The organism is Rhodococcus sp. AD45-ID (genome assembly GCF_003023755.1).
Lineage (GTDB): Bacteria > Actinomycetota > Actinomycetes > Mycobacteriales > Mycobacteriaceae > Rhodococcus_F > Rhodococcus_F globerula.
In genome coordinates, this window is sequence record NZ_PYHL01000003.1 from 113112 (window position 1) to 131978 (window position 18867).

At 61.3% G+C, this 18867-nt stretch carries 18 protein-coding genes; 11 read left to right on the forward strand and 7 right to left on the reverse strand.

Annotated features, from left to right (window positions below):
• Positions 1 to 23: 23 nt before the first annotated feature.
• The gene (locus C7T36_RS24605) at positions 24 to 890 is read left to right on the forward strand and encodes a crotonase/enoyl-CoA hydratase family protein (RefSeq protein WP_033236355.1); all 867 of its coding nucleotides are present in this window, start codon (positions 24 to 26) and stop codon (positions 888 to 890) included.
• 73 nt (positions 891 to 963) lie between these two features.
• On the opposite strand, the gene C7T36_RS24610 is transcribed toward C7T36_RS24605, so the two are convergent.
• Positions 964 to 1770 carry a crotonase/enoyl-CoA hydratase family protein gene (locus C7T36_RS24610; protein WP_045068364.1) on the reverse strand — a complete coding sequence of 269 codons (807 nt, stop codon included), beginning with the start codon at positions 1768 to 1770 and terminating at the stop codon, positions 964 to 966.
• 100 nt (positions 1771 to 1870) lie between these two features.
• Between C7T36_RS24610 and C7T36_RS24615 the strand changes: the two genes are divergently transcribed.
• The 3 genes from C7T36_RS24615 to C7T36_RS24625 are packed head-to-tail and all read left to right on the forward strand — an operon-like array spanning position 1871 to position 5524.
• A complete protein-coding gene (locus C7T36_RS24615) occupies positions 1871 to 2839 on the forward strand; it encodes an NADPH:quinone oxidoreductase family protein (RefSeq protein ID WP_045068366.1) in 969 nt (322 codons plus the stop codon).
• Positions 2840 to 2885: 46 nt separating this feature from the next.
• Positions 2886 to 4433, forward strand: a complete 1548-nt coding sequence (locus C7T36_RS24620) for an acyl-CoA synthetase (protein WP_045068369.1) — start codon at positions 2886 to 2888, stop codon at positions 4431 to 4433.
• Positions 4430 to 5524, forward strand: a complete 1095-nt coding sequence (locus C7T36_RS24625) for a CaiB/BaiF CoA-transferase family protein (RefSeq protein WP_045068371.1) — start codon at positions 4430 to 4432, stop codon at positions 5522 to 5524. The genes C7T36_RS24620 and C7T36_RS24625 overlap by 4 nt, the downstream gene beginning before the upstream one ends.
• A 51-nt stretch (positions 5525 to 5575) precedes the next feature.
• Here C7T36_RS24625 and C7T36_RS24630 read toward each other — a convergent pair whose 3' ends face one another.
• Positions 5576 to 6382, reverse strand: coding sequence for an enoyl-CoA hydratase/isomerase family protein (locus C7T36_RS24630; protein ID WP_045068374.1), 807 nt, complete (start codon positions 6380 to 6382; stop codon positions 5576 to 5578).
• A 129-nt stretch (positions 6383 to 6511) separates the two neighbouring features.
• On the opposite strand from C7T36_RS24630, the gene C7T36_RS24635 reads away from it, so the two are divergent.
• The 3 genes from C7T36_RS24635 (at position 6512) to C7T36_RS24645 (ending at position 8472) form a co-directional block, all read left to right on the forward strand.
• Positions 6512 to 7291 carry an enoyl-CoA hydratase gene (locus C7T36_RS24635; RefSeq protein ID WP_045068376.1) on the forward strand — a complete coding sequence of 260 codons (780 nt, stop codon included), beginning with the start codon at positions 6512 to 6514 and terminating at the stop codon, positions 7289 to 7291.
• A 364-nt stretch (positions 7292 to 7655) separates the two neighbouring features.
• Positions 7656 to 8195 (forward strand): HNH endonuclease, encoded by a 540-nt coding sequence (locus C7T36_RS24640; protein WP_045068379.1) that lies wholly within the window; start codon positions 7656 to 7658, stop codon positions 8193 to 8195.
• A gap of 34 nt (positions 8196 to 8229) precedes the next feature.
• Positions 8230 to 8472 carry a WhiB family transcriptional regulator gene (locus C7T36_RS24645; protein WP_375129383.1) on the forward strand — a complete coding sequence of 81 codons (243 nt, stop codon included), beginning with the start codon at positions 8230 to 8232 and terminating at the stop codon, positions 8470 to 8472.
• A 63-nt stretch (positions 8473 to 8535) separates the two neighbouring features.
• Here C7T36_RS24645 and C7T36_RS24650 read toward each other — a convergent pair whose 3' ends face one another.
• From C7T36_RS24650 to C7T36_RS24665, 4 genes are all read right to left on the reverse strand, one after another.
• The gene (locus C7T36_RS24650; protein WP_045068381.1) at positions 8536 to 9687 is read right to left on the reverse strand and encodes an acyl-CoA dehydrogenase family protein; all 1152 of its coding nucleotides are present in this window, start codon (positions 9685 to 9687) and stop codon (positions 8536 to 8538) included.
• 15 nt (positions 9688 to 9702) lie between these two features.
• The gene (locus C7T36_RS24655) at positions 9703 to 10686 is read right to left on the reverse strand and encodes a nitronate monooxygenase family protein (protein ID WP_033236365.1); all 984 of its coding nucleotides are present in this window, start codon (positions 10684 to 10686) and stop codon (positions 9703 to 9705) included.
• 35 nt (positions 10687 to 10721) lie between these two features.
• The gene (locus C7T36_RS24660; RefSeq protein WP_033236366.1) at positions 10722 to 12128 is read right to left on the reverse strand and encodes a 4-hydroxyphenylacetate 3-hydroxylase N-terminal domain-containing protein; all 1407 of its coding nucleotides are present in this window, start codon (positions 12126 to 12128) and stop codon (positions 10722 to 10724) included.
• Positions 12129 to 12194: 66 nt separating this feature from the next.
• Complete coding sequence (locus tag C7T36_RS24665; RefSeq protein ID WP_045068383.1) at positions 12195 to 13130, reverse strand: IclR family transcriptional regulator; 936 nt, start codon at positions 13128 to 13130, stop codon at positions 12195 to 12197.
• Positions 13131 to 13232: 102 nt separating this feature from the next.
• On the opposite strand from C7T36_RS24665, the gene C7T36_RS24670 reads away from it, so the two are divergent.
• From C7T36_RS24670 to C7T36_RS24680, 3 genes are all read left to right on the forward strand, one after another.
• A complete protein-coding gene (locus C7T36_RS24670; RefSeq protein WP_045068385.1) occupies positions 13233 to 14945 on the forward strand; it encodes a thiamine pyrophosphate-binding protein in 1713 nt (570 codons plus the stop codon).
• On the forward strand, positions 14945 to 15724 hold the full coding sequence (locus C7T36_RS24675) for an SDR family NAD(P)-dependent oxidoreductase (protein WP_045068387.1): 780 nt from the start codon (positions 14945 to 14947) through the stop codon (positions 15722 to 15724). The genes C7T36_RS24670 and C7T36_RS24675 overlap by 1 nt, the downstream gene beginning before the upstream one ends.
• A 66-nt stretch (positions 15725 to 15790) precedes the next feature.
• Positions 15791 to 17347 (forward strand): long-chain-fatty-acid--CoA ligase, encoded by a 1557-nt coding sequence (locus C7T36_RS24680; protein WP_045068390.1) that lies wholly within the window; start codon positions 15791 to 15793, stop codon positions 17345 to 17347.
• A 3-nt stretch (positions 17348 to 17350) separates the two neighbouring features.
• On the opposite strand, the gene C7T36_RS24685 is transcribed toward C7T36_RS24680, so the two are convergent.
• Complete coding sequence (locus tag C7T36_RS24685; protein ID WP_033232572.1) at positions 17351 to 17998, reverse strand: TetR/AcrR family transcriptional regulator; 648 nt, start codon at positions 17996 to 17998, stop codon at positions 17351 to 17353.
• A 158-nt stretch (positions 17999 to 18156) separates the two neighbouring features.
• Here C7T36_RS24685 and C7T36_RS24690 point away from each other — a divergent pair, with 158 nt between their 5' ends.
• The gene (locus C7T36_RS24690; RefSeq protein ID WP_033232570.1) at positions 18157 to 18774 is read left to right on the forward strand and encodes a carbonic anhydrase; all 618 of its coding nucleotides are present in this window, start codon (positions 18157 to 18159) and stop codon (positions 18772 to 18774) included.
• The last annotated feature ends 93 nt before the right edge of the window (positions 18775 to 18867 follow it).

Genomic DNA, 18867 nt, shown 5'->3' on the forward strand with positions numbered 1-18867 from the left:
CGTTAATAAGAGGAGAATTGCCTGTGCAGCACATATCGCTGACCGTGGACGATGGCATTGCCGTCATTACTCTCGATCGACCGGACAAGCTGAACGCCTTCACCACAATCATGGAAAACGAGCTGATCGAGGCGTTCAACATCACCGATGCTGACGATTCCGTACGCGCCGTGATTCTGACCGGAGCAGGCCGAGCGTTCTGTGCCGGCGCCGATCTGTCCTCCGGGCCGGATACCTTCACCGAATGGAGCGCCGAGCAGAACGAAGCAGAGGAGAGTAGTGCCGGCGAACGGCGCGATGGCGGTGGTCGTGTGGTGTTACGGATGTTCGACTCGCTGAAGCCGATCATCGCGGCGATCAATGGTCCTGCGGTCGGCGTCGGTATCACCATGACTCTCGCAGCGGACTTCCGATTGGCGGCCGACGACGCCCGGATGGGGTTCGTCTTCAATCGCCGAGGCCTTGTGCCCGAATCTTGTTCCTCATGGCTGCTGCCGAAGTTGGTTCCGCTGCAACGAGCGCTCGACTGGATTTACTCCGGGCGCATCTTTCCGGCTACCGAAGCCCACGCCGCCGGATTGGTCTACCAGCTCTATTCTGCCGACGATCTGCTTGGCGAGGCTATTGCCCTCGCGCGCAGCCTTACTCGCCACAGCGCTCCGGTTTCTGTTGCTCTCTCGCGTCAGATGGTCTGGCGCCTGCTGGGCGCCCCACATCCCATGGTGGCGCATCGGATCGAGAGCATCGGGATCAACGCCAGAGGTGCGCAGGAGGACGTCCGGGAAGGCATCAGCGCCTTCCTCGGCAAGCGTGACGCGAACTTCCCGGATCGGTGCAGTGACGCGATGCCTGACCTGTTCTCGGAACATCTCCCGCGACCGCAGTGGTGACGGAACCACAGTGGTGACGGAAACCCGTACCCGCCACCGGAATCGAGGATTCCGGTGGCGCATCGGGAACGGCTCAGCGGCCGGTCCAGACAGCCGGGCGCTTCTGCGCAAAGGCCAGCGGGCCTTCCTGTGCGTCGGCGCTGGTGAAGACCACCTTCATTGCAGCGGCATTGGCTGCCCACACATCAGGCTCCCAATCCGATGCCGTTGCGGTTCGATGAATCATCGACTTCGACTCCCGTACCGACAGCGGCGCGTTTGCCGCAATCTGCTCCGCCAATTCGAGTGCAATGTCCAGTGCGGTTCCCGCCGTTGCCACGCGGTTGACCAAGCCGAGTTCCTTGCCCTGAGCGGCCGTGATCGGTTCGCCGGTCAACGCAATTTCGAGCGCCACCTTCCGAGGGACTTGTTGCTGCAGCCGGATCACACCGCCGGCAGCGGCGAACAATCCGCGCTTGACCTCGGGCAGGCCGAGCTGTGCGTTCTCGTCGACCACCGCAAGGTCGCTCGCGAGCACCAGTTCGGTGCCACCGCCGAGCGCAAATCCGTTGACCGCGGCTATGGTCGGCTTGCTGATCCAGTGCTGTACGTAACCCGCGAAACCCCATTCGGGATGGCCGTCGGCGTCGGTGCTTTCTCCCGCCGACAGCGCTTTGAGGTCCGCGCCGGCGCAGAATGCGCGTCCGGAACCGGTGATCACGACGACGCGCACGTCGGCGTCGGCTTCGGCCTGTTCCAGCAGGGTGCCGACCGCGGTCGACAGAGCCGCGTTCACCGCGTTCAGAGCCCGTGGGCGATTCAGGGTGATGATCGCAACCTGCCCACGAACCTCGTACAGTGCTGCTGCTTCGGATGTCTTGTGCTCGGGCGTGATTGCCATGGACTGCCTCTCGTCGTAAAGTCTTACCTAGCGCTCGTTAAACTGTTATCACGGGCGTGCCCGAACAGTCAAAGATGTCGAATCACCACGAGGAGCGCGAATGCACGCAGTCCAGCTAACCGCATTGATCGGACCGGAAGGGTTGCGTTCGGTGGATATCGCCGAGCCGACAGACCCGACGCGGGTAGTGGTGGATCTGCATGCCGCCGGAGTGTGTTTTCCGGATCTTCTGCAGACCACCGGCAGTTATCAGATGGCGCGTGACTTGCCGTGTGTTCTCGGGTTGGAAGGCGCGGGAGTTGTTCGTAGTGTGCCGGCAGGGTCGGATCTGTCCCCGGGTGACCGCGTAGCCGTGTTGTCCACGGAGGACGGATCCTGGCAGCGTACTGTGGTCGTGAAGCCGTCCTCGGTCTTCCCGCTCCCTGATTCCGTCTCTCTCACAGCAGGATCCGGATTTCTCGTCAACTACCTGACTGTGCATTTCGCGCTCGACGAGCGAGCTCGGTATCGAGCTGGTGAGACGGTGTTGATTCACGGTGCCGCAGGTGGAGTGGGTATTGCCGCCTTGCATGTCGCTGCCGCGCTCGGGCTCGAAACCATTGCGGTCGTGAGCACGCCCGAGAAAGCTGCACTGGCTGCCGAGTCGGGAGCATCGCACGTCGTCTTGGTCGACGGCTGGAAAGATCAAGTTCGTGAGATCACGAACGGCCGCGGCGTCGATATCATTCTCGATCCCGTCGGTGGTGATCGTTTCACGGACAGCTTGCGCAGTCTCGCTCCCAACGGTCGCCTGATCGTCTTGGGCTTCACTGGTGGTGAGATACCGACCGTCAAGGTCAATCGACTTCTGCTGAACAATATTTCGGTGATGGGCGCCGGATGGGGTGAGTATCTGCGAACCGATCCCGGATACCTTGCCCGTCAATGGAATGTGCTTTACCCTTTGCTCGAGTCCGGAGTTCTGCGAGTGCCCGAACCGACTCTCTATCCGTCAGATCGTGCCGTGGATGCGTTGACATCCCTGAAAGACCGGTCTGCTGTCGGAAAAGTGGCTCTGTCCTTCGAATGAGCTGGAACCATTCATCTTTCGTGAACAACACCTTGGAGTGAAAACCATGTACCCCGGAGCCTATGTCGCAACAACCCCGGACAAAGCTGCTGTCATCGTCGCGGAGACCGGTGCGGTGGTGACGTTTGCGGAGTTGGAAGCGAATTCGATTCGCATCGCGCGTGTTCTGCACGAATTGGGTTTGCGACGCGGCGACAATCTGGCGGTACTCGCGACCAACAACATTCAAGTTTTCGACATCTACTGGGCCGCCATGCGGTCGGGTGTTTATCTCACGATGGTGAACTGGCATTTGACCGCTCCCGAGGGTGCTTACATTGTCGAGGATTGTGACGCCAAGATTGTCATCGTCGATTCAGCGCTACCCGAATTGGCGGGAACATTGGCCGATCTTATTCCGGCGAATGTGATTCGGTTGTCCTTCGGCGGCGAGCTCGAGGGATATGCCTCGCTCGACGCGGCGGCGGCGCTCGAGTCCGATGTGCCGTTGCCGGATCAGCCTCGTGGTGCCGACATGTTGTATTCGTCGGGAACGACCGGTCGGCCCAAGGGGATCAAGCCGGCGTTGCCTGATCGTCAGATTCAGGATGCCGGTGATCAGATGACGGTGATGAATCAGACTGCTTGGGGCGTTACGGATTCCGATGTCTATCTTTCGCCGGCTCCGCTGTATCACGCTGCACCGCTTCGTACCTGTGCATCGGTACAGGCGTTGGGCGGAACCGTCGTGGTGATGAACAGGTTCGATGAAGAGAAGGCACTCGAGTACATCGAGAAGTACCGCGTGACGTACAGCCAGTGGGTTCCGACGATGTTTGTTCGGATGCTCAAACTTCCACAGGAAACGCGAGAGCGTTACGACATTTCGTCGTTGCGTCTGGCGGTGCATGCTGCGGCGCCGTGCCCGGTTGACGTGAAGCGTCGGATGATCGAGTGGTGGGGCCCGATTCTCGACGAGTACTACTCGTCGACGGAGTTGAACGGTATGACTATCGTCCATTCCGACGAATGGTTGCGTAAACCGGGAACGGTGGGCCGGGCGGCCTTGGGTGTTCTGCATATCTGCGGCGAGAACGGTGAGGATCTGCCTGTGGGAGAGGTGGGCACCCTGTACTTCGAACGTGATGCACTTCCATTCAACTACCACAACGCACCTGAAAAGACCCGGGAGGCACAGCATCCCGAACATCCGACATGGACAACGACGGGTGATGTCGGATATGTCGACGAGGACGGCTATCTGTTCCTGACTGATCGTAAGTCGTTCATGATCATCTCCGGTGGTGTGAACATCTATCCGCAGGAAATCGAGAACGCGCTGATCGAACATCCGTCGGTGTTGGATGCGGCAGTGATCGGTGTTCCCGACGACGAGATGGGCGAGATCGTGATGGCAGTTGTGGAGCCTGTTCCCGGTCTGGAAGCAGATGATGCGCTTCGCGACGAATTGCTCGATCATCTGCGGGGGCAGATTGCGAAGTACAAGCTGCCGAAGCGGCTCGTGTTCAGCACCGATCTTCCGCGCACCCCTACCGGAAAACTTGTCAAAGGCACACTGCGTGCTCGTTATTCAGACAATGCCGGCGCACGATGAGCGGCCCGTTGCATGGAGTGCGCGTACTGGAGTTCGCCGGCCTCGGGCCGGGACCGCACGCTGCGATGATGCTGGCCGATCTAGGAGCCGATGTCGTCCGCGTCGAACGTCCGTCGGGCGGGCTGGAAATCTCGCCCAAGGATCAGGACCAATTGTTGCGCGGTCGCCGCTCGATCGAGGCTGATCTCAAGACCGACGCGGGACGGGAACTTGTCAGGGCCCTCATTGCGAAAACCGATGTGTTGGTGGAAGGTTTCCGCCCCGGCGTTACTGAACGGCTGGGGTTCGGTCCGGACGACTGCAGGAAGATCAACGACCGACTGATCTACGCCCGCATGACGGGTTGGGGGCAGGACGGCCCACTCGCTCAGCGCGCGGGGCACGACATCACTTACCTTGCGCTGACCGGTGTCCTCCATACGATCGGCCCAGCCGACAAGCCCGTGGTCCCGTTGAATCTCGTGGGCGACTTCGGTGGTGGCTCGATGTTCTTGATCCTGGGAATCGTCTCCGCGCTGTACGAACGCGAGAAGTCCGGTAAAGGCCAGGTGATCGACGCAGCCATAGTCGACGGAACGTCAGTACTGGCACAGATGATCTGGTCGCTGCGGGGCAGCGGGCAGTGGAGTGATTCTCGCGCAACCAATCTGCTGGACGGTTCGACTCCGTTCTACGACACGTATCGCTGCTCGGACGGCAAGTTCGTTGCTGTCGGTGCACTCGAGCCGCAGTTCTACCGAGCGCTGCTCGACGGTCTGGGATTCGATCCCGCGTCACTGCCCGAACAGATGGATCAGGATGGCTGGCCGGAACTGCGCGAGCGATTCACAGAAGCGTTTGCCGCACGTACACGTGACGAGTGGACGGCGCTCTTCGAATCGACGGATGCGTGCGTTGCGCCGGTGCTGAGTCCGGCGGAAGCTGCAACTCACCCACACCTGGCGCACCGTGGAACTTTGGTCGAAGCCGACGGAATAGTGCAGTCGGCGCCGGCACCGCGATTCTCCCGGACAGCAACGACTCAGCCCGCGGGGGCGCCCAAACCCGGCGCGGATACAGCAGCCGTGTTGAGCGACTGGCTTGGGGCCTGAAGTGGCGGGCACCTGAAATGGGGGGACCTGAAGGCAGGTCCCCCCAGGTCGTCAACGCCGCCGGTAGGTCGGAGCCCGCTTCTCGAGAAATGCCGCAGTAGCTTCTGCAGCGTCCTCGGTGAGAGCGGTAATGACCTGCTGGCGGTTCTCGAACTCGATCGCCGCATGCAGGGTCGGGGTTTCCAGTGCCAACCACATGCCCTTCTTTGTCATCTCGACCGAGACCGGCGGATTGTTCAGGATCTCACCGGCGATTCGAAGTGCTTCGGTGAGAAGGTTTTCCGAGTCGACAACTTGGGAAACGAGCCCGATGGATCGCGCATGCGCGGCGTCGAATCGACGCCCGGTCAGCATCAGTTCGTGTGCATTGCCGGCCCCGATGATGCGTGGCAACAACCACGAGACGCCAATATCGCACGCCGAGTATCCGGCGGTGATGAACGAGACCGCAAATACTGCCTCGGGTGCGGATATCCGGATGTCACTGGCGCAGACCAGTGCTAGTCCGCCACCCGCCGCCGGCCCGTTCACCGCGGCGATCACAGGCTGGGGGAGTGAATTGATTCGCTCGGTCAGATGTGCAATGTCCTGCTGTCGTCCGAACGCCGCAAGGGTTCTGCCTTCTGCCTCGTCTCGCTCGGAGTCGCCGTAGCCCTTGAGGTCGAGCCCGGCGCAGAACGCTCGTCCCGCACCGGTGATGACCACGACACGACATGTTCTATCCGACGCGATGTCGTCCAGCGCTGCAGTTAGTGCCGCGACCAGATGGACGTCGAGCGCGTTGAGTCGTTCGGGTCGATTGAGAGTGAGCAGGGCAATGCCCGGCGTCGGGGTACTGATTTCGAGTAGGTCGGACATAGTCTGTTTCTCCTTGTTACTTATCGCTCGCTAAGGTATGAATATCAGTGAATCGCTTACTTCGGCAAGACCCTTCCGTCGCCGCTTCCTGCCCCGACCGGACGACTGCCTGAACGACAAGGACCCGACATGACTGCAACACGACCAGACGTCTACTCGACCCATGACAACGGCGTACTTCGTGTTGTGATCAACCGCCCGCATCGAATGAATGCGGTGAACACCGAAGCGTTGCAGAATCTCTCTACGATCTTCGACGATCACGCGCGTCGCGGCGACGTACGGGTAGCGGTACTCGAGGGAGCAGGCAGAGCATTCTGCACCGGGGCGGACCTCGCGGATGTAGTTCTGTCGGGTCCGCCCTCCGCGGACACCATCGATGCCGCCAACGACCTGGCGCGTGCCATCAGGTCGTTCCCCAGCCCCGTGATCGCAGCGGTGCGAGGTCCCGCTGCAGGAGTGGGTGTTTCACTGGCATTGGCGTGTGATCTCACCCTAGCTGCGGAGTCCAGTTACCTCCTGCTCGCCTTCACCAAGGTGGGCTTGATGCCTGACGGCGGTGCAACAGCTCTTGTTGCGGCGTCGATCGGCCGGGCTCGGGCCATGCGAATGGCACTCCTAGCGGAAAAACTTTCGGCACGAGACGCTTTCGACAGTGGACTGATCTCGCAGGTCTGCCCGGACGACGCATTCGACGACGAGCTTGCGGAGCTGATTCGTCGCCTGGGTAGCGGGCCGGGCAAGGCATTCCAGCAGACCAAGGACGCGATCAACGACGCCACCCTGACCGAACTGGACTCTGCCTTCGAGCGTGAGCGTGCCGGACAGATCTCACTACTCGCCGGTGCTGATTTTGCGGAAGGTGTCGCGGCGTTCCAAGGCAAGCGGGCGGCGGTGTTCGGCGGGTAGCGGTAGGCCGGGTGAACTGAGCGACGGGTTGCCGTCCGTGAATATTTGCAATACATCTCAGCTTTGACGTGGCACACTGGGTGACTCACAGCCGACGCACACGATCAGGAAGGACGCTCGAATGCACGCCAGCTTGTACTCGTACCGCAAGTCGCAGTCGATGATTCGTTTCCTGGACCGGCTGGCGGAAAACTCCGGCACGGCCGCCGGATTCCGCATGTGCTGAAGCCCCACCGCTCGGGGCGTGTGCGTCCCGATACCAGGTCACCCAACGGGTGACCTCACGGCCGACCTCGGCCACCCCGGACGATCACACCTCGAGAACCACCACTCCCTCTGTGAGAGAACAAGGTTGTCGATTGTCATGCCTCGCCCACCCACCGCCATCACCACCCGAACCTGGATGAACGCGCAAGTGCGAGTCCTCAACGCCACCTACGAGGACTTCGACCTCGTACCCGCCGCTCGCGCGGTCGTGCTGCTCGTCGAGGATCTTGCACTCACTCTGGTCGAGCACTCTCCGCGCTTCGTCGTGCGCTCCCAGCATGTGGCAATCCCGCTGCCGCGGACGATCCAGCTGTTCGAGTACGTGCACACCCCGCCACGTCCGACGATCGACGACGACACCCGCGCGAGTTTCGCCGGCGTTCTGGCGCGAGACCACTATCGGTGCGCGTATTGCGGCGCGGCGGGGGCGACGACGGTCGACCACGTGTACCCACGTAGCCGAGGCGGAAACAACAGCTGGTCGAACCTCGTAGCGTGCTGCCTGACCTGCAATAACGCCAAGTCCGATCAGACCCCGGAAGAGTCAGGCATGCCGCTCCTCTGGGTACCTCGAACGCCTCGCACCGACCGCAAACGCCAACACACGATCTGGCGTGAATTGACTCCTCATCTCTGAATTGCCTTGGAAGGAGGCACATCCCATGACGACGATGATGACCTTGGCTGACCTGCTGCCTGTCTCGGAGGAGGTCGGAGACTGGGCCGTCGCCGCCTGCCGAGGTGATCGGCACCCAGACCGGTGGTTCCCCCACCCGAGTGAGGCGTTCGACTACGCGGCCGAGACCTGCGCCCGGTGCCCCATTACCATCGCGTGCGGCGCCTACGCGGCCGATACTGCACAGACCGGGGTCTGGGGCGGCTGTGAGTACCGGCAGGGCAAGATTGTCCGCTGAGTGCACGTCGGACCCATACCAGTGGTGGTGTGGGTCCGACGGTTTCGATCGTCTCAACGCCTGTCAGTTCTTGGCGATGTCCCGACCGATGATCTCCTTCATGATCTCGGTGGTCCCACCGTAGATCGTTTGAATTCGACTGTCGACGTAAGCTCGCCCAATCGGGTATTCCATCATGTAGCCGTACCCGCCGTGCAGTTGGACGCATCGGTCCACGACACGCTTTTGTAGTTCACTTGCCCACCATTTTGCCTGCGCCGCTTCGACGGCGGAGAGTTCCCCGTCGTTGATCGCCAGGACTGCATTGTCGACGTATGCCTGTGTCACGTCGATTTCGGTGAGCATCTCGGCGAGCGCAAATCGTGTGTTCTGGAAGTCGCCGATGGGCTTTCCGAAGGCACTGCGGTCGAAGGCATAGGCCTTGGTCCATTCGTAGGCTGCACGTGCCACGCAGATTGCGCTGACGGCAATCGAGAGTCGCTCGCGGGGAAGTCGTTCCATCAAATGGATGAGTCCGCCGCCCTCTGTACCGAGTAGGTTGCTTGCCGGAACTCGGACGTTCTCGAATGACAATTCGGCTGTGTCCTGGCCTGCAAGACCCACTTTGTGGAGCTTGCGACCGCGGGTGAACCCTTCCATCCCACGTTCGACGACCAGGAGGCTGAAGCCGCGCGATCCTGCGCTGGGATCGGTACGGGCAGCGACGATCACGATATCGGCATGGATACCGCTCGTGATGAATGTCTTCTGGCCGTTCAAGATCCAGTCGTCCCCGTCACGAACGGCAGTCGTCTTGATGCCCTGCAGATCGCTACCGGTTCCCGGTTCGGTCATCGCAATGGCGCAGATGATCTCTCCGGCAGCCATTCCCGGAAGCCAGCGTTGTTTCTGCTCGTCGGTACCGAGATCGGCGATGTACGGGATGACGATATCGTCCTGGAGTCCGAGCCCGGCGCCGAACGAAGTGGTGGCGCTACGGGCGATCTCTTCGGCAACGATGTAACGGTAGCGGTAGTCGAGTTCTCCTGACCCGCCGTACTGTTCGGGTACGGCCAAGCCGACGATGCCCATCTTACCGGCGGCAAGCCATGCCGATCGGTCCACGAGACGGTTTTCTTCCCAGTCGTCGTAGTGTGGGCTCACCTCACGGGCGATGAACTCGCGGACGGAATCTCGATAGGCTTCGTGATCTTCGGTGAAGAGTGTGCGACGCATACTTCCCCTCCTGTCCTAGACGGAAACGCGTTCGGTCATCGAGCGCAGACGCGCTCCGATGATGTCCTCGGCTTCGGAGACCATGCGTTGCACCATGTCGTCGACGGTAGGGATGTCGTGGATCAGTCCCTGCGAGGTTCCGACGGTCCAGATGCCGGCGTCGGGATCGCCCTTCTCGTAGACGGTGCGTCCGCGGGCGCCGGCGACCAGTTCGCGGACGTCTTCGAATTGTCCTCCACGTGAGAGGATGTCGACCACCTCGCGGCTGACCGTGTTGCTGGCGACGCGAGCGGTGTTGCGCAGTGGCCGGAAGATGAGTTCGGTCTGGGTCTCGTCGGCGGCGACGATGGCTTCTTTGATGTTCTGATGAATCGGCGATTCGACGGTGCACATGAAGCGTGTGCCCATGTTGATGCCGTCGGCGCCGAGAGCAAGGGCGGCGACGAGTCCGCGGGCGTCGGCAAATCCGCCGGAGGCGATCATCGGAATCGAAATCTTCTCTGCCGCTGCGGGGATCAGAACCAACCCGGCTACGTCGTCTTCGCCGGGGTGACCGGCGCATTCGAAGCCGTCGATGCTGATGCCGTCGACACCGAGGTCCTGAGCCTTCACCGCGTGGCGCACGGTGGTGCACTTGTGGAGCACCTTGATTCCGGCGTCGTGGAACATCGGCAGGTGCGGTCCGGGGTTGGAGCCGGCGGTCTCGACGATCTTCACGCCCGAATCGACGATCACCTGGCGGTACTCGTCATATGGCGGCGGTGTGATGGACGGCAGGATCGTGAGGTTGACGCCGAAGGGCTGATCGGTGAGGTCACGGCAGCGGGCGATTTCGTTGGCCAGGTCCGCGGGTGTCGGTTGTGTCAATGCGGTGATGAATCCGAGTGCGCCGGCATTGGCTACGGCAGCAACGAGTTCCGCTCGCCCTACCCACTGCATACCGCCCTGCACGATGGGATGGCGAACACCGAACGTTTCCGTGAATGCTGTTGAGATCATGAGGGTCCTTGCTGTTGCGTCGGAGTGGAAGTCGGTCAGAGGTGGCTGATTCCGGCCAGGTCGCTGACGTAGTTTCGTGCCTTCGTGGAATCGAAGGAGCGTGCGATCTGCAGTTTCTCGGCTTCTAGTGAGCCTTCTGCGTGGGTTGCGAGTACGGATTGGTATCCGCCGTAGTCGCGGGCGGTGAGGTCGGCGATGAAGTTGAGTAGCCTCAAACGCTTTTCGGCAGGAACTGCAGCAGCGTAATACTTTTCGAGTACTGCGCGAATGTCGGGGTTGTCCCAGTCTTCGCCTCCGGGACCGGTGGCGAGCAGGCCGCCCGAGAGGTCGGTGAGTATTGCGACCGCGTTGTGAAATCCGTGGGCGAAGTGGTATTTGGCCATGTTGACGGCGAGCGGATCGGGCTGCTGAACGCCGTGCGCACCCGGCTTGGACCGGACGGCGGCCAGTTGCGCCAGCCCACGGACGGTTTCGCTCCAGGTGATCAGTTCCGTGATCTTGCCTTTGACGTGGCCGGCTTTGCTGATGCCGTTGGCTTCGGCGATCAGCGATGCCGCGCCGACCATGATGTCGAGCAGTGGCAGTTTGTAGTTGATGGCGGTGAAGCGGTGGTAGTCGACGAAAGCCAGTGCGAGCGGTCCGGCGAGTTCGGGTTGGCGGTTGAGGAAGACCCGATTCTTCGGTACGCGTACGTCGTTGAAGACGGTGAGCGATTCGAGCAGCTTGTGCTTCGTGGAGATCGGGAACTCGAACGAGTTGCGTTCCCCGGCAGCGTACGGGGAGACGTACAGTTCGAGGCCCGGTGTGTCGATCGGGATGGCGAAGGAGACCGCGTAGTCGGCGTCGTCGGGTCCCATGGCGCGGGTGGGCAGCACGATGAGCTCGTCGGCGTTCGCAGAGAACGAGGTGTGGCATTTGGCGCCGCGCACGGTAATGGAGTCGGCGTCTTCGTCGACGATGTGCAGGTAGAGGTCGGGGTCGGCCTGTTGACGCGGCGCGAGTGAACGGTCGCCTTTGACGTCGGTTTGGGCGACGGCCAGGGACAGGTCGCCTTCGCACACCCGCTGGTAGAAGGCGCGGGCGTTGTCGAGCCCTTCGCCGGTGGTGGCGCGTAGGAGTGCAAACAATGCGTCGCTGCCGACCTCTTTGAGGACGATGGTTCCGCCGCCGCGTCGTGATACCTCTTCGATGAGTGCTCCGCGGCGCACGAGGTCTTCGGCGGAGTTCGGTGCGACGTAGAACGCGCTGACTGGTTCGCCATCCACTTCGGTGATCGCGAGGTCGGGTCGGTCGTCGGCGATGTCGTAGCACAGTGCCGAATGATCCACTGCAAGAGTCAGTTCAGGCTCCGCGTAGACGTCGGATATCTTCTTCCCTCGGTAGAAGACCCGACGGTCGTCGTTGAGGCCTTTTCGGTACTGGTCACTGGACCGTATGCCCACGGGATACTTCCTTGCTCTTCGGTCGCGGTTATTGCTCTGAACATAGCTTAGCGATCGCTATATAAGCTATGTTGCACGGTCTTCAGATGTCAATGGGTTGGGTGAACGGCCATGCATCAGCGTGGTGACCCGTTCGGCGGCTTCGCGCACAAGTACGCCGAGTTCGGTAATGCGTTCCCCGGTTACGGATGACGGTGCGTCGACCAGGCAGAGAATCAGTGCGGGTGATGTGTCTTGATCGAATGCGGTCGCGTTCACGGACAGCAGTTGGTAGTGCGCGTTCGGGTCGATTGTTCCCACGGCAACGTCCGCGGACAGCAGTCGACGTGCCTCTCTCAGTGCGAGCGCGGCCCGCTGTCCGCCAACCCCCGGTGTGCGCAACTCTGCGACCGCATCGGAGATCGAACGGTCCTGTTGCCAAAGGCATTCCACGGCAAATCCGCGCTCCCGGACAGTGTCGAGGATCGGTTCGTACTCTGCCTGTAAAAAGTCGGTCTCCGTGCTCAGGGCTTTTGTACCGAGTTGAAGCCACTCGTCGAGTTGATCCTGCCCGTACCAAGCTGCCAGTGCGGCGCCTAATGGTGGTGCCATCAACACCTTGTCGCCGACGCGTAGTCCGAGCGTTCCGCTGCGTCCGGAGATCGGTTGAACAACTTCTGCGACAACCAGATCGGCGCCTGACCGGATGAATCCCAGGCATGCCAGTTCTGACGTGTCGGCCAATTCATGCATGACGGTTCGGGCGAGATCGACGACATCGGTTGCGCGAGAGGCGGCCTGACCGATCGGGACCAGGGCGGGGCCGAGTTGGTACGTCTTGCGAACGGGATGGCGGACGAGCCAGCCCGACTCCGCCAGCGCGACGACCATGGGATAGCAGGTTGCCTTTGCGACCCCTAGGTGCCGAGCAATGTCGGCGAGGCTTCGCCCCGTTTTGGGATCGGATGCCAACAGTTCGGTGAGCATGACGATGCGATCGGTCTGCGGTGAGTTACGTGCCATGTGTTCGCATAATGCCACTCTGGCGCCGCACTGTGACCCACGCTACTGTTCAGATACTTAGCGATCGTTAATCAAGCGCCATGATTTCCGGAAGGACAACACATGACTGTCAATGGTGGCGAACTACTTGCCAGAGCCCTGGCCGAAGCTGGAACTACCGAGGTATTCACCCTGCACGGAGGGCATTTGGATGCTTTCCTCGTTGCCTGTCGGCGAAACGGCATTCGCCTCACCGACACCCGTCACGAAGCCACTGCCGGACATGCCGCCGACGCCTACGCGCGGGTGACCGGGACGTACGGCGTTTGTGTCGTCACGTCCGGTCCTGGCTTTACCAACGTCTACACCGCGCTGACAAATGCGCTCCTCGATCGCACCCCGACCATCTTCGTTGTGGGCGCTCCGCCGATGCGTGAGACCGAGACAAATCCGCTGCAAGGTGGGTTCGATCAGATAGCAGCGGCCACACCGGTGACCAAGTGGGCCTATCGCATAACCGACCCCGCACGCGTGCCCGAAATCGTTGCACTGGCTATTCGTAAGGCTACGACCGGAATTCCGGGTCCGGTACTGCTCGAAGTTCCGATCGACGTGATGTTCGGCGAGGCCGACGAAAACGCCGTGAGATTCCCCGCGAACTACACAGTCGACGCCCGGCCCGGTCCAACTGCCTCGGCCGTCGAAGCCGCACTCGATGTTCTTGGCGAAGCGAACAATCCTGCGATAGTCATCGGCGGTGGTGTCACGTTCTCCCGCGCCGGCGAGGCTCTGGTGGCATTCGCGGAAGCAGTGGATGTACCCGTGTTCTACCCGGGAAAGTCGGATGGAGCGATACCCGCAAGTCATCGTCTCGCCGGCGGTGGACTGTTGGCGATCGGGTCTTTGCCTGCGCTCGGACAGCCCACTCCCGACGTAGTGCTGATAGTCGGAGCCCGGGCCGGAATGTTCACCGGCGGGCGCACCAGTTTGTTCCCTGGCGCGCGGTTGATACAGATCGACGTCGACGCGTCCGAAATCGGACGTATGCAGGATGTCGAGGTTCCGATCCTCGCCGACTGCCGCGAGGCGCTCGTTGCGTTGAAAACTGCTGCTGATCAACGTCAATGGCCCGACTGGAGGACCTGGGTCGAGGCCGCCACCAGTGCGAAGCACGCACATCGTCATGGATTCACGGATGAGCAGACGCAGACCGGCAAGGCGCATCCGTACTTTGCGGCGCGCGCGATCGTAGAGGCTTGCCCTCCCGGCACGACCTTTGTCATGGACGGTGCCGAGGCGCCGTCATGGGGTGAATTCTTCACGACGACAGAACAAGTGGGTGGCGTTCTGCGCCTCGGATATCTCGGTTGTCTGGGAGTCGGGCCGGGATTTGCCATCGGCGCACATCGTGCGCGCCCGGAATCGCCCGTCGTGCTGATCACCGGCGACGGTGCTGCAGGATTCCACATCCAGGAATTCGACACCATGGCCCGTCACGGAATACCCGTTGTGACAGTGGTATTCAACAACGCAGTGTGGGGGATGTCGATCCATGGTCAGGAAGCTGTGTACGGGGATGAAGGTATCGTCGTCTCAGAGCTCGCGGACAGCGCATATGAGAAGGTTGCCGAGGCCTTCGGCGGGTACGGCGAGCGAGTGAAGGATGTTGCATCTATCGCCGACGCGATGAAGCGTGCATTCGACGCTGGGGTGCCCGCATGCATCAACGTCGAGGTGGATCCACACGTCGTCCACCCCATTACGACAATGATGCTCGGCGACGTCACCAGCACGGACGAAATCGTGGTCCCCTACTACGAGAACATTCCTCGCTGATGTCGACACGTGTTGCGGGGAAAGTGGCGGTCGTCATCGGCGGAGCATCCGGCATCGGTTGGGCAACAGCACAATTGCTGGCGTCAGAAGGTGCAACTGTCGTGATCGGAGACATCGATGTCGAAGGTGGACGGTCCCGCGCCGTCGAACTCGGCAGGGGAGCCGAAGCCGTGTGCGTCGATGTTGTCGACGAGGAATCGGTTCGCACGGTCTTCGAAGAAACTCGGGCGAGGCTCGGTCGGGTGGACATTGCGGTCAACTGCGCCGGCTTGAATCTGCCCGGATTCATCACCGAGTTGGACGCCGATACGTGGAGGCGCACGGTGGATATCTGCCTGACCGGTGGGTTCTTCGTCATCAAACATGCTGCCCGAGCGATGGAGGCCGGGGGAGCGATCGTCTCGATCACCTCTCTGAACGCACGCCAGGCTGCCGCAGGGTTTGCGGGATACTGCTCCGCCAAAGCAGGTCTCGCCATGCTCACCGAGGTTGCAGCGCTCGAGCTCGGTGAGCGCGGAATCAGGGTTAACGCCGTCTCACCCGGTCTGGTCGAGACACCCCTTGTCGAGGGGCTGACATCTGTCCCGGTCATCCAGGCAGATTTCACGGAGAACACCCCGCTCGGGCGTAACGGGTCGCCGCGCGATGTTGCGGAAGCTGTGCTCTACCTGGCCTCCGACGCGGCGTCGTGGACAACGGGGGAGGTTCTCGACGTCAATGGCGGTGCGCATTTGCGTCGGTACCCCGATGTCATGAAACACCTCGGGACCCTGTCGTAGCGGCAAGCTTCGAGGCTGCCCTGCCGCAATGAATCCGCTCCTTCGAACTGAGAAAGATCTACTCACATGATTACGGAGTACCGCCTCGCCGACGAGAGTCGTCGTCATGCTCTTGCTCGCCCCGACGCCCTTGCTCTGACTGGCCGTGATGGTTCGATCACTTTCGCGGAGTTGGACATTCGAACAAACAGGCTTGCGAATGTCCTGATCGCGCTCGGTTGTGGTCCGGGCTCTCGGGTGGCGGTCGTGGACAGAAGTTCCACGCAGGTAGTCGAGGCAGTGCTGGCCGCGGCGAAGATCGGGGCAGTGACCATCCCGGTGAATTGGCGATTGTCCGGTGCGGAGGCCGCCGAGGTGCTCGCCGATTCGGAAGCGCAAGTGTTGTTCTTTCACGGTGAATTCGACGGGGTGGTCTCCGCAGTCCGGGAATCCGGAGCGCCGATGCAGCGGTGGGTTCAGATCGACGGCACCGGCCCATTGGACTACGAAGCTCGATTGGCTGGTGCGAGCGCGGTGGATCCCGGTTGGCGTGGAGGCTCGGATGACGTTGTTCTGCAACTCTATACGTCCGGTACGACGGCAAAGCCCAAAGGTGTTCTCACGTCGAACCGGAACCTCGGGGCGTGCACACAGACCGGTGGCCCGTGGGGATTCGACGAATCATCTGTCAGCTTGTGTGCGATGCCGCTGTTTCACATCGGTGGATTGGGTTGGGTCCTCGTCGGTCTCGCGAACGGCGCGCACAACGTGATTCTGTCGGAGTTCACGCCGCCTGACCTGCTGGACGTGTTGGAGACCATGAGCATCACGAATACATTCCTGGTGCCTTCCGTGATCGGGATGATGGTCGAAGTACCGGGCGCGCGAGACCGAGATTTTGCAGCGCTCAGATCTATCGCCTACGGGTCCTCGCCGATCACACCGGCAGTGTTGAGGCGAGCTCTCGACACATTCGACACCCCGCTGTTTCAGGTCTACGGTTTGACCGAAACACACGGAGCTGTAACACAACTCGATGCGGCCGACCATTCGGTTGACGGAGAGAGAGCCTCGCTGTTGCGGTCGGTGGGCAAGCCGTACCCCTGGGTGGAGTTGAAGGTTGTGGGCGCGGGAACATCCGAAGGAATGCTTGGAGAGTCGGTAGCACTTGGAGAGTCGGGGGAGATCTGCATCAGATCCGAGCAGACTACGCAGGGCTACTACGAACGTCCGACTGAGACGGCGGCTGCGATCGATGCAGACGGTTGGTTTCACACCGGCGATGTCGGACGGATCGACGACGATGGATACGTCTACATCACCGATCGGATCAAGGACATGATCATCTCCGGTGGCGAGAACGTGTACCCCGTCGAGGTCGAATCGGTGATCGCCGAATATCCCGGCGTTTCACAGGTTGCCGTTGTCGGAGTGGAGGATCCGGTCTGGGGTGAGGCAGTCAAGGCGGTGGTGGTCGCTGCTGCAGATCACGAACTCGATGCCACCGCGATACTCGCATTCACGCGAGCACGTCTCGCCGGATACAAGTGCCCGAAATCGATCGACGTCGTTGCTGAACTTCCACTTGGCGCTACCGGAAAGATACTCAAGCGCGAACTTCGAGCGCAGTACGCAGCACTGTGAGAACTAGCGAGTCCGCTTGCGGCGAGGCTTGTATCCCACCGTGTTCAGGGCGATCTCTGCGTATTTCTTGGCGACTTCCTCCGGGCTGAGTTCGCCTTCCGCGTGGTACCACCGCGGAATGGACTGACACATGGCGAGTAGTGCGCGAGTGGTCTCGGCTGTATCGGCGACAGAGAACACTCCTCGTTCGACGCCATCGCTGACGATGCCGAGGGCGAGTTTCTCGATACCCTTGCGGACAACGCGGTATCGCTGGCGGTTCTCGGGGCTGAGGTACCGCACCTCACCTTCGAGGGCCGCCAGGCGTGATCGGGTTGTCATGCGCAGCACGATTGCTTCGACGACATTCGTGAGCTGTTCGCACGGGTCGTCACCGCCGTCGGCCGATGCGGTGTGTGCACGCGCGAGCACGTCGCCGGTCGAGATCTCCAAGAGCGCGAGGAGAATCCCTTCCTTGCTCTGATGGTGGTAGTACAGCGCAGGAATCGTGACACCGACGCGACGCGCGATGTCTCGCACTGAGGTGCCGTGGAAGCCGTTGTCGTAGAATCCTTCGAGGGCAGCTTGGAGGATGGGGCTCAGTTCGAGTGGCTCGATCAGTCGCCAACTGGCCTCGGTGGTGGCGGTTTTCGCCGAATTCTTCGTGACCATGACTTCTCCATTAGCTATCGTTCGATAAGGCCTGGGGGGATCGTACGCTGCGGAGGTCCGCGCTCCTTCGTGCGCCGGACTACGGACAAGGCGGTTGGTTTCCGCGACCAGGCCCTTCCCGATGTGTCGGAAAATCGCGGCGGGTGCACAATATTGAAATGCCGAATTCAAGTCCTAAGTCCGCCTGGAAGTCCCTCCGTGAGGGAAACGAGCGATTTGTGGGCGGCGAGTCCATCCATCCCAGCCAGGGAATCGCGGATCGCGCGAAGCTGGTCAACGAACAGCACCCCACCGCCGTGCTGTTCGGTTGTGGTGATTCACGTGTTGCCGCCGAGATCATCTTCGATCAGGGGTTGGGTGACATGTTCGTCGTCCGCACTGCAGGTCACGTGCTCGACGATTCCGTTCTCGGCTCCATCGAGTACGCCGTCCATGTTCTCAACGTGCCTCTCATCGTTGTGCTCGGGCACGACGGCTGTGGCGCCGTCAAAGCCACGCTCGACGCTCTCGACAAGGGCGCAGTGCCAGACGGTTTCATTCGCAGTGTGATCGAACGCGTTGCGCCGTCCATTCTCATGGGACGCAACGAAGGCCTGAAGACTGTCGACGAACTCGAGGGCCGGCACGTTGTCGAGACGGGCTCGCTCATCATGCAGCGGTCACGAATCATTGCCGACAAGGTGGCCAAGGGAGAGTGCGCGATCGCAGGTGTCACCTACACGCTGTCCGACGGACACATGCGCCTGCAGGGCGTAGTAGGCGAAATCGGCGAGTAGGCCGGGATAATCCCCGCAGTCCTTCGTCACACGGTGCCGACACGCCGTCTCAGCTGACCGTTTGTGAGCCTTTCGCCAACTACCGTTGAGACC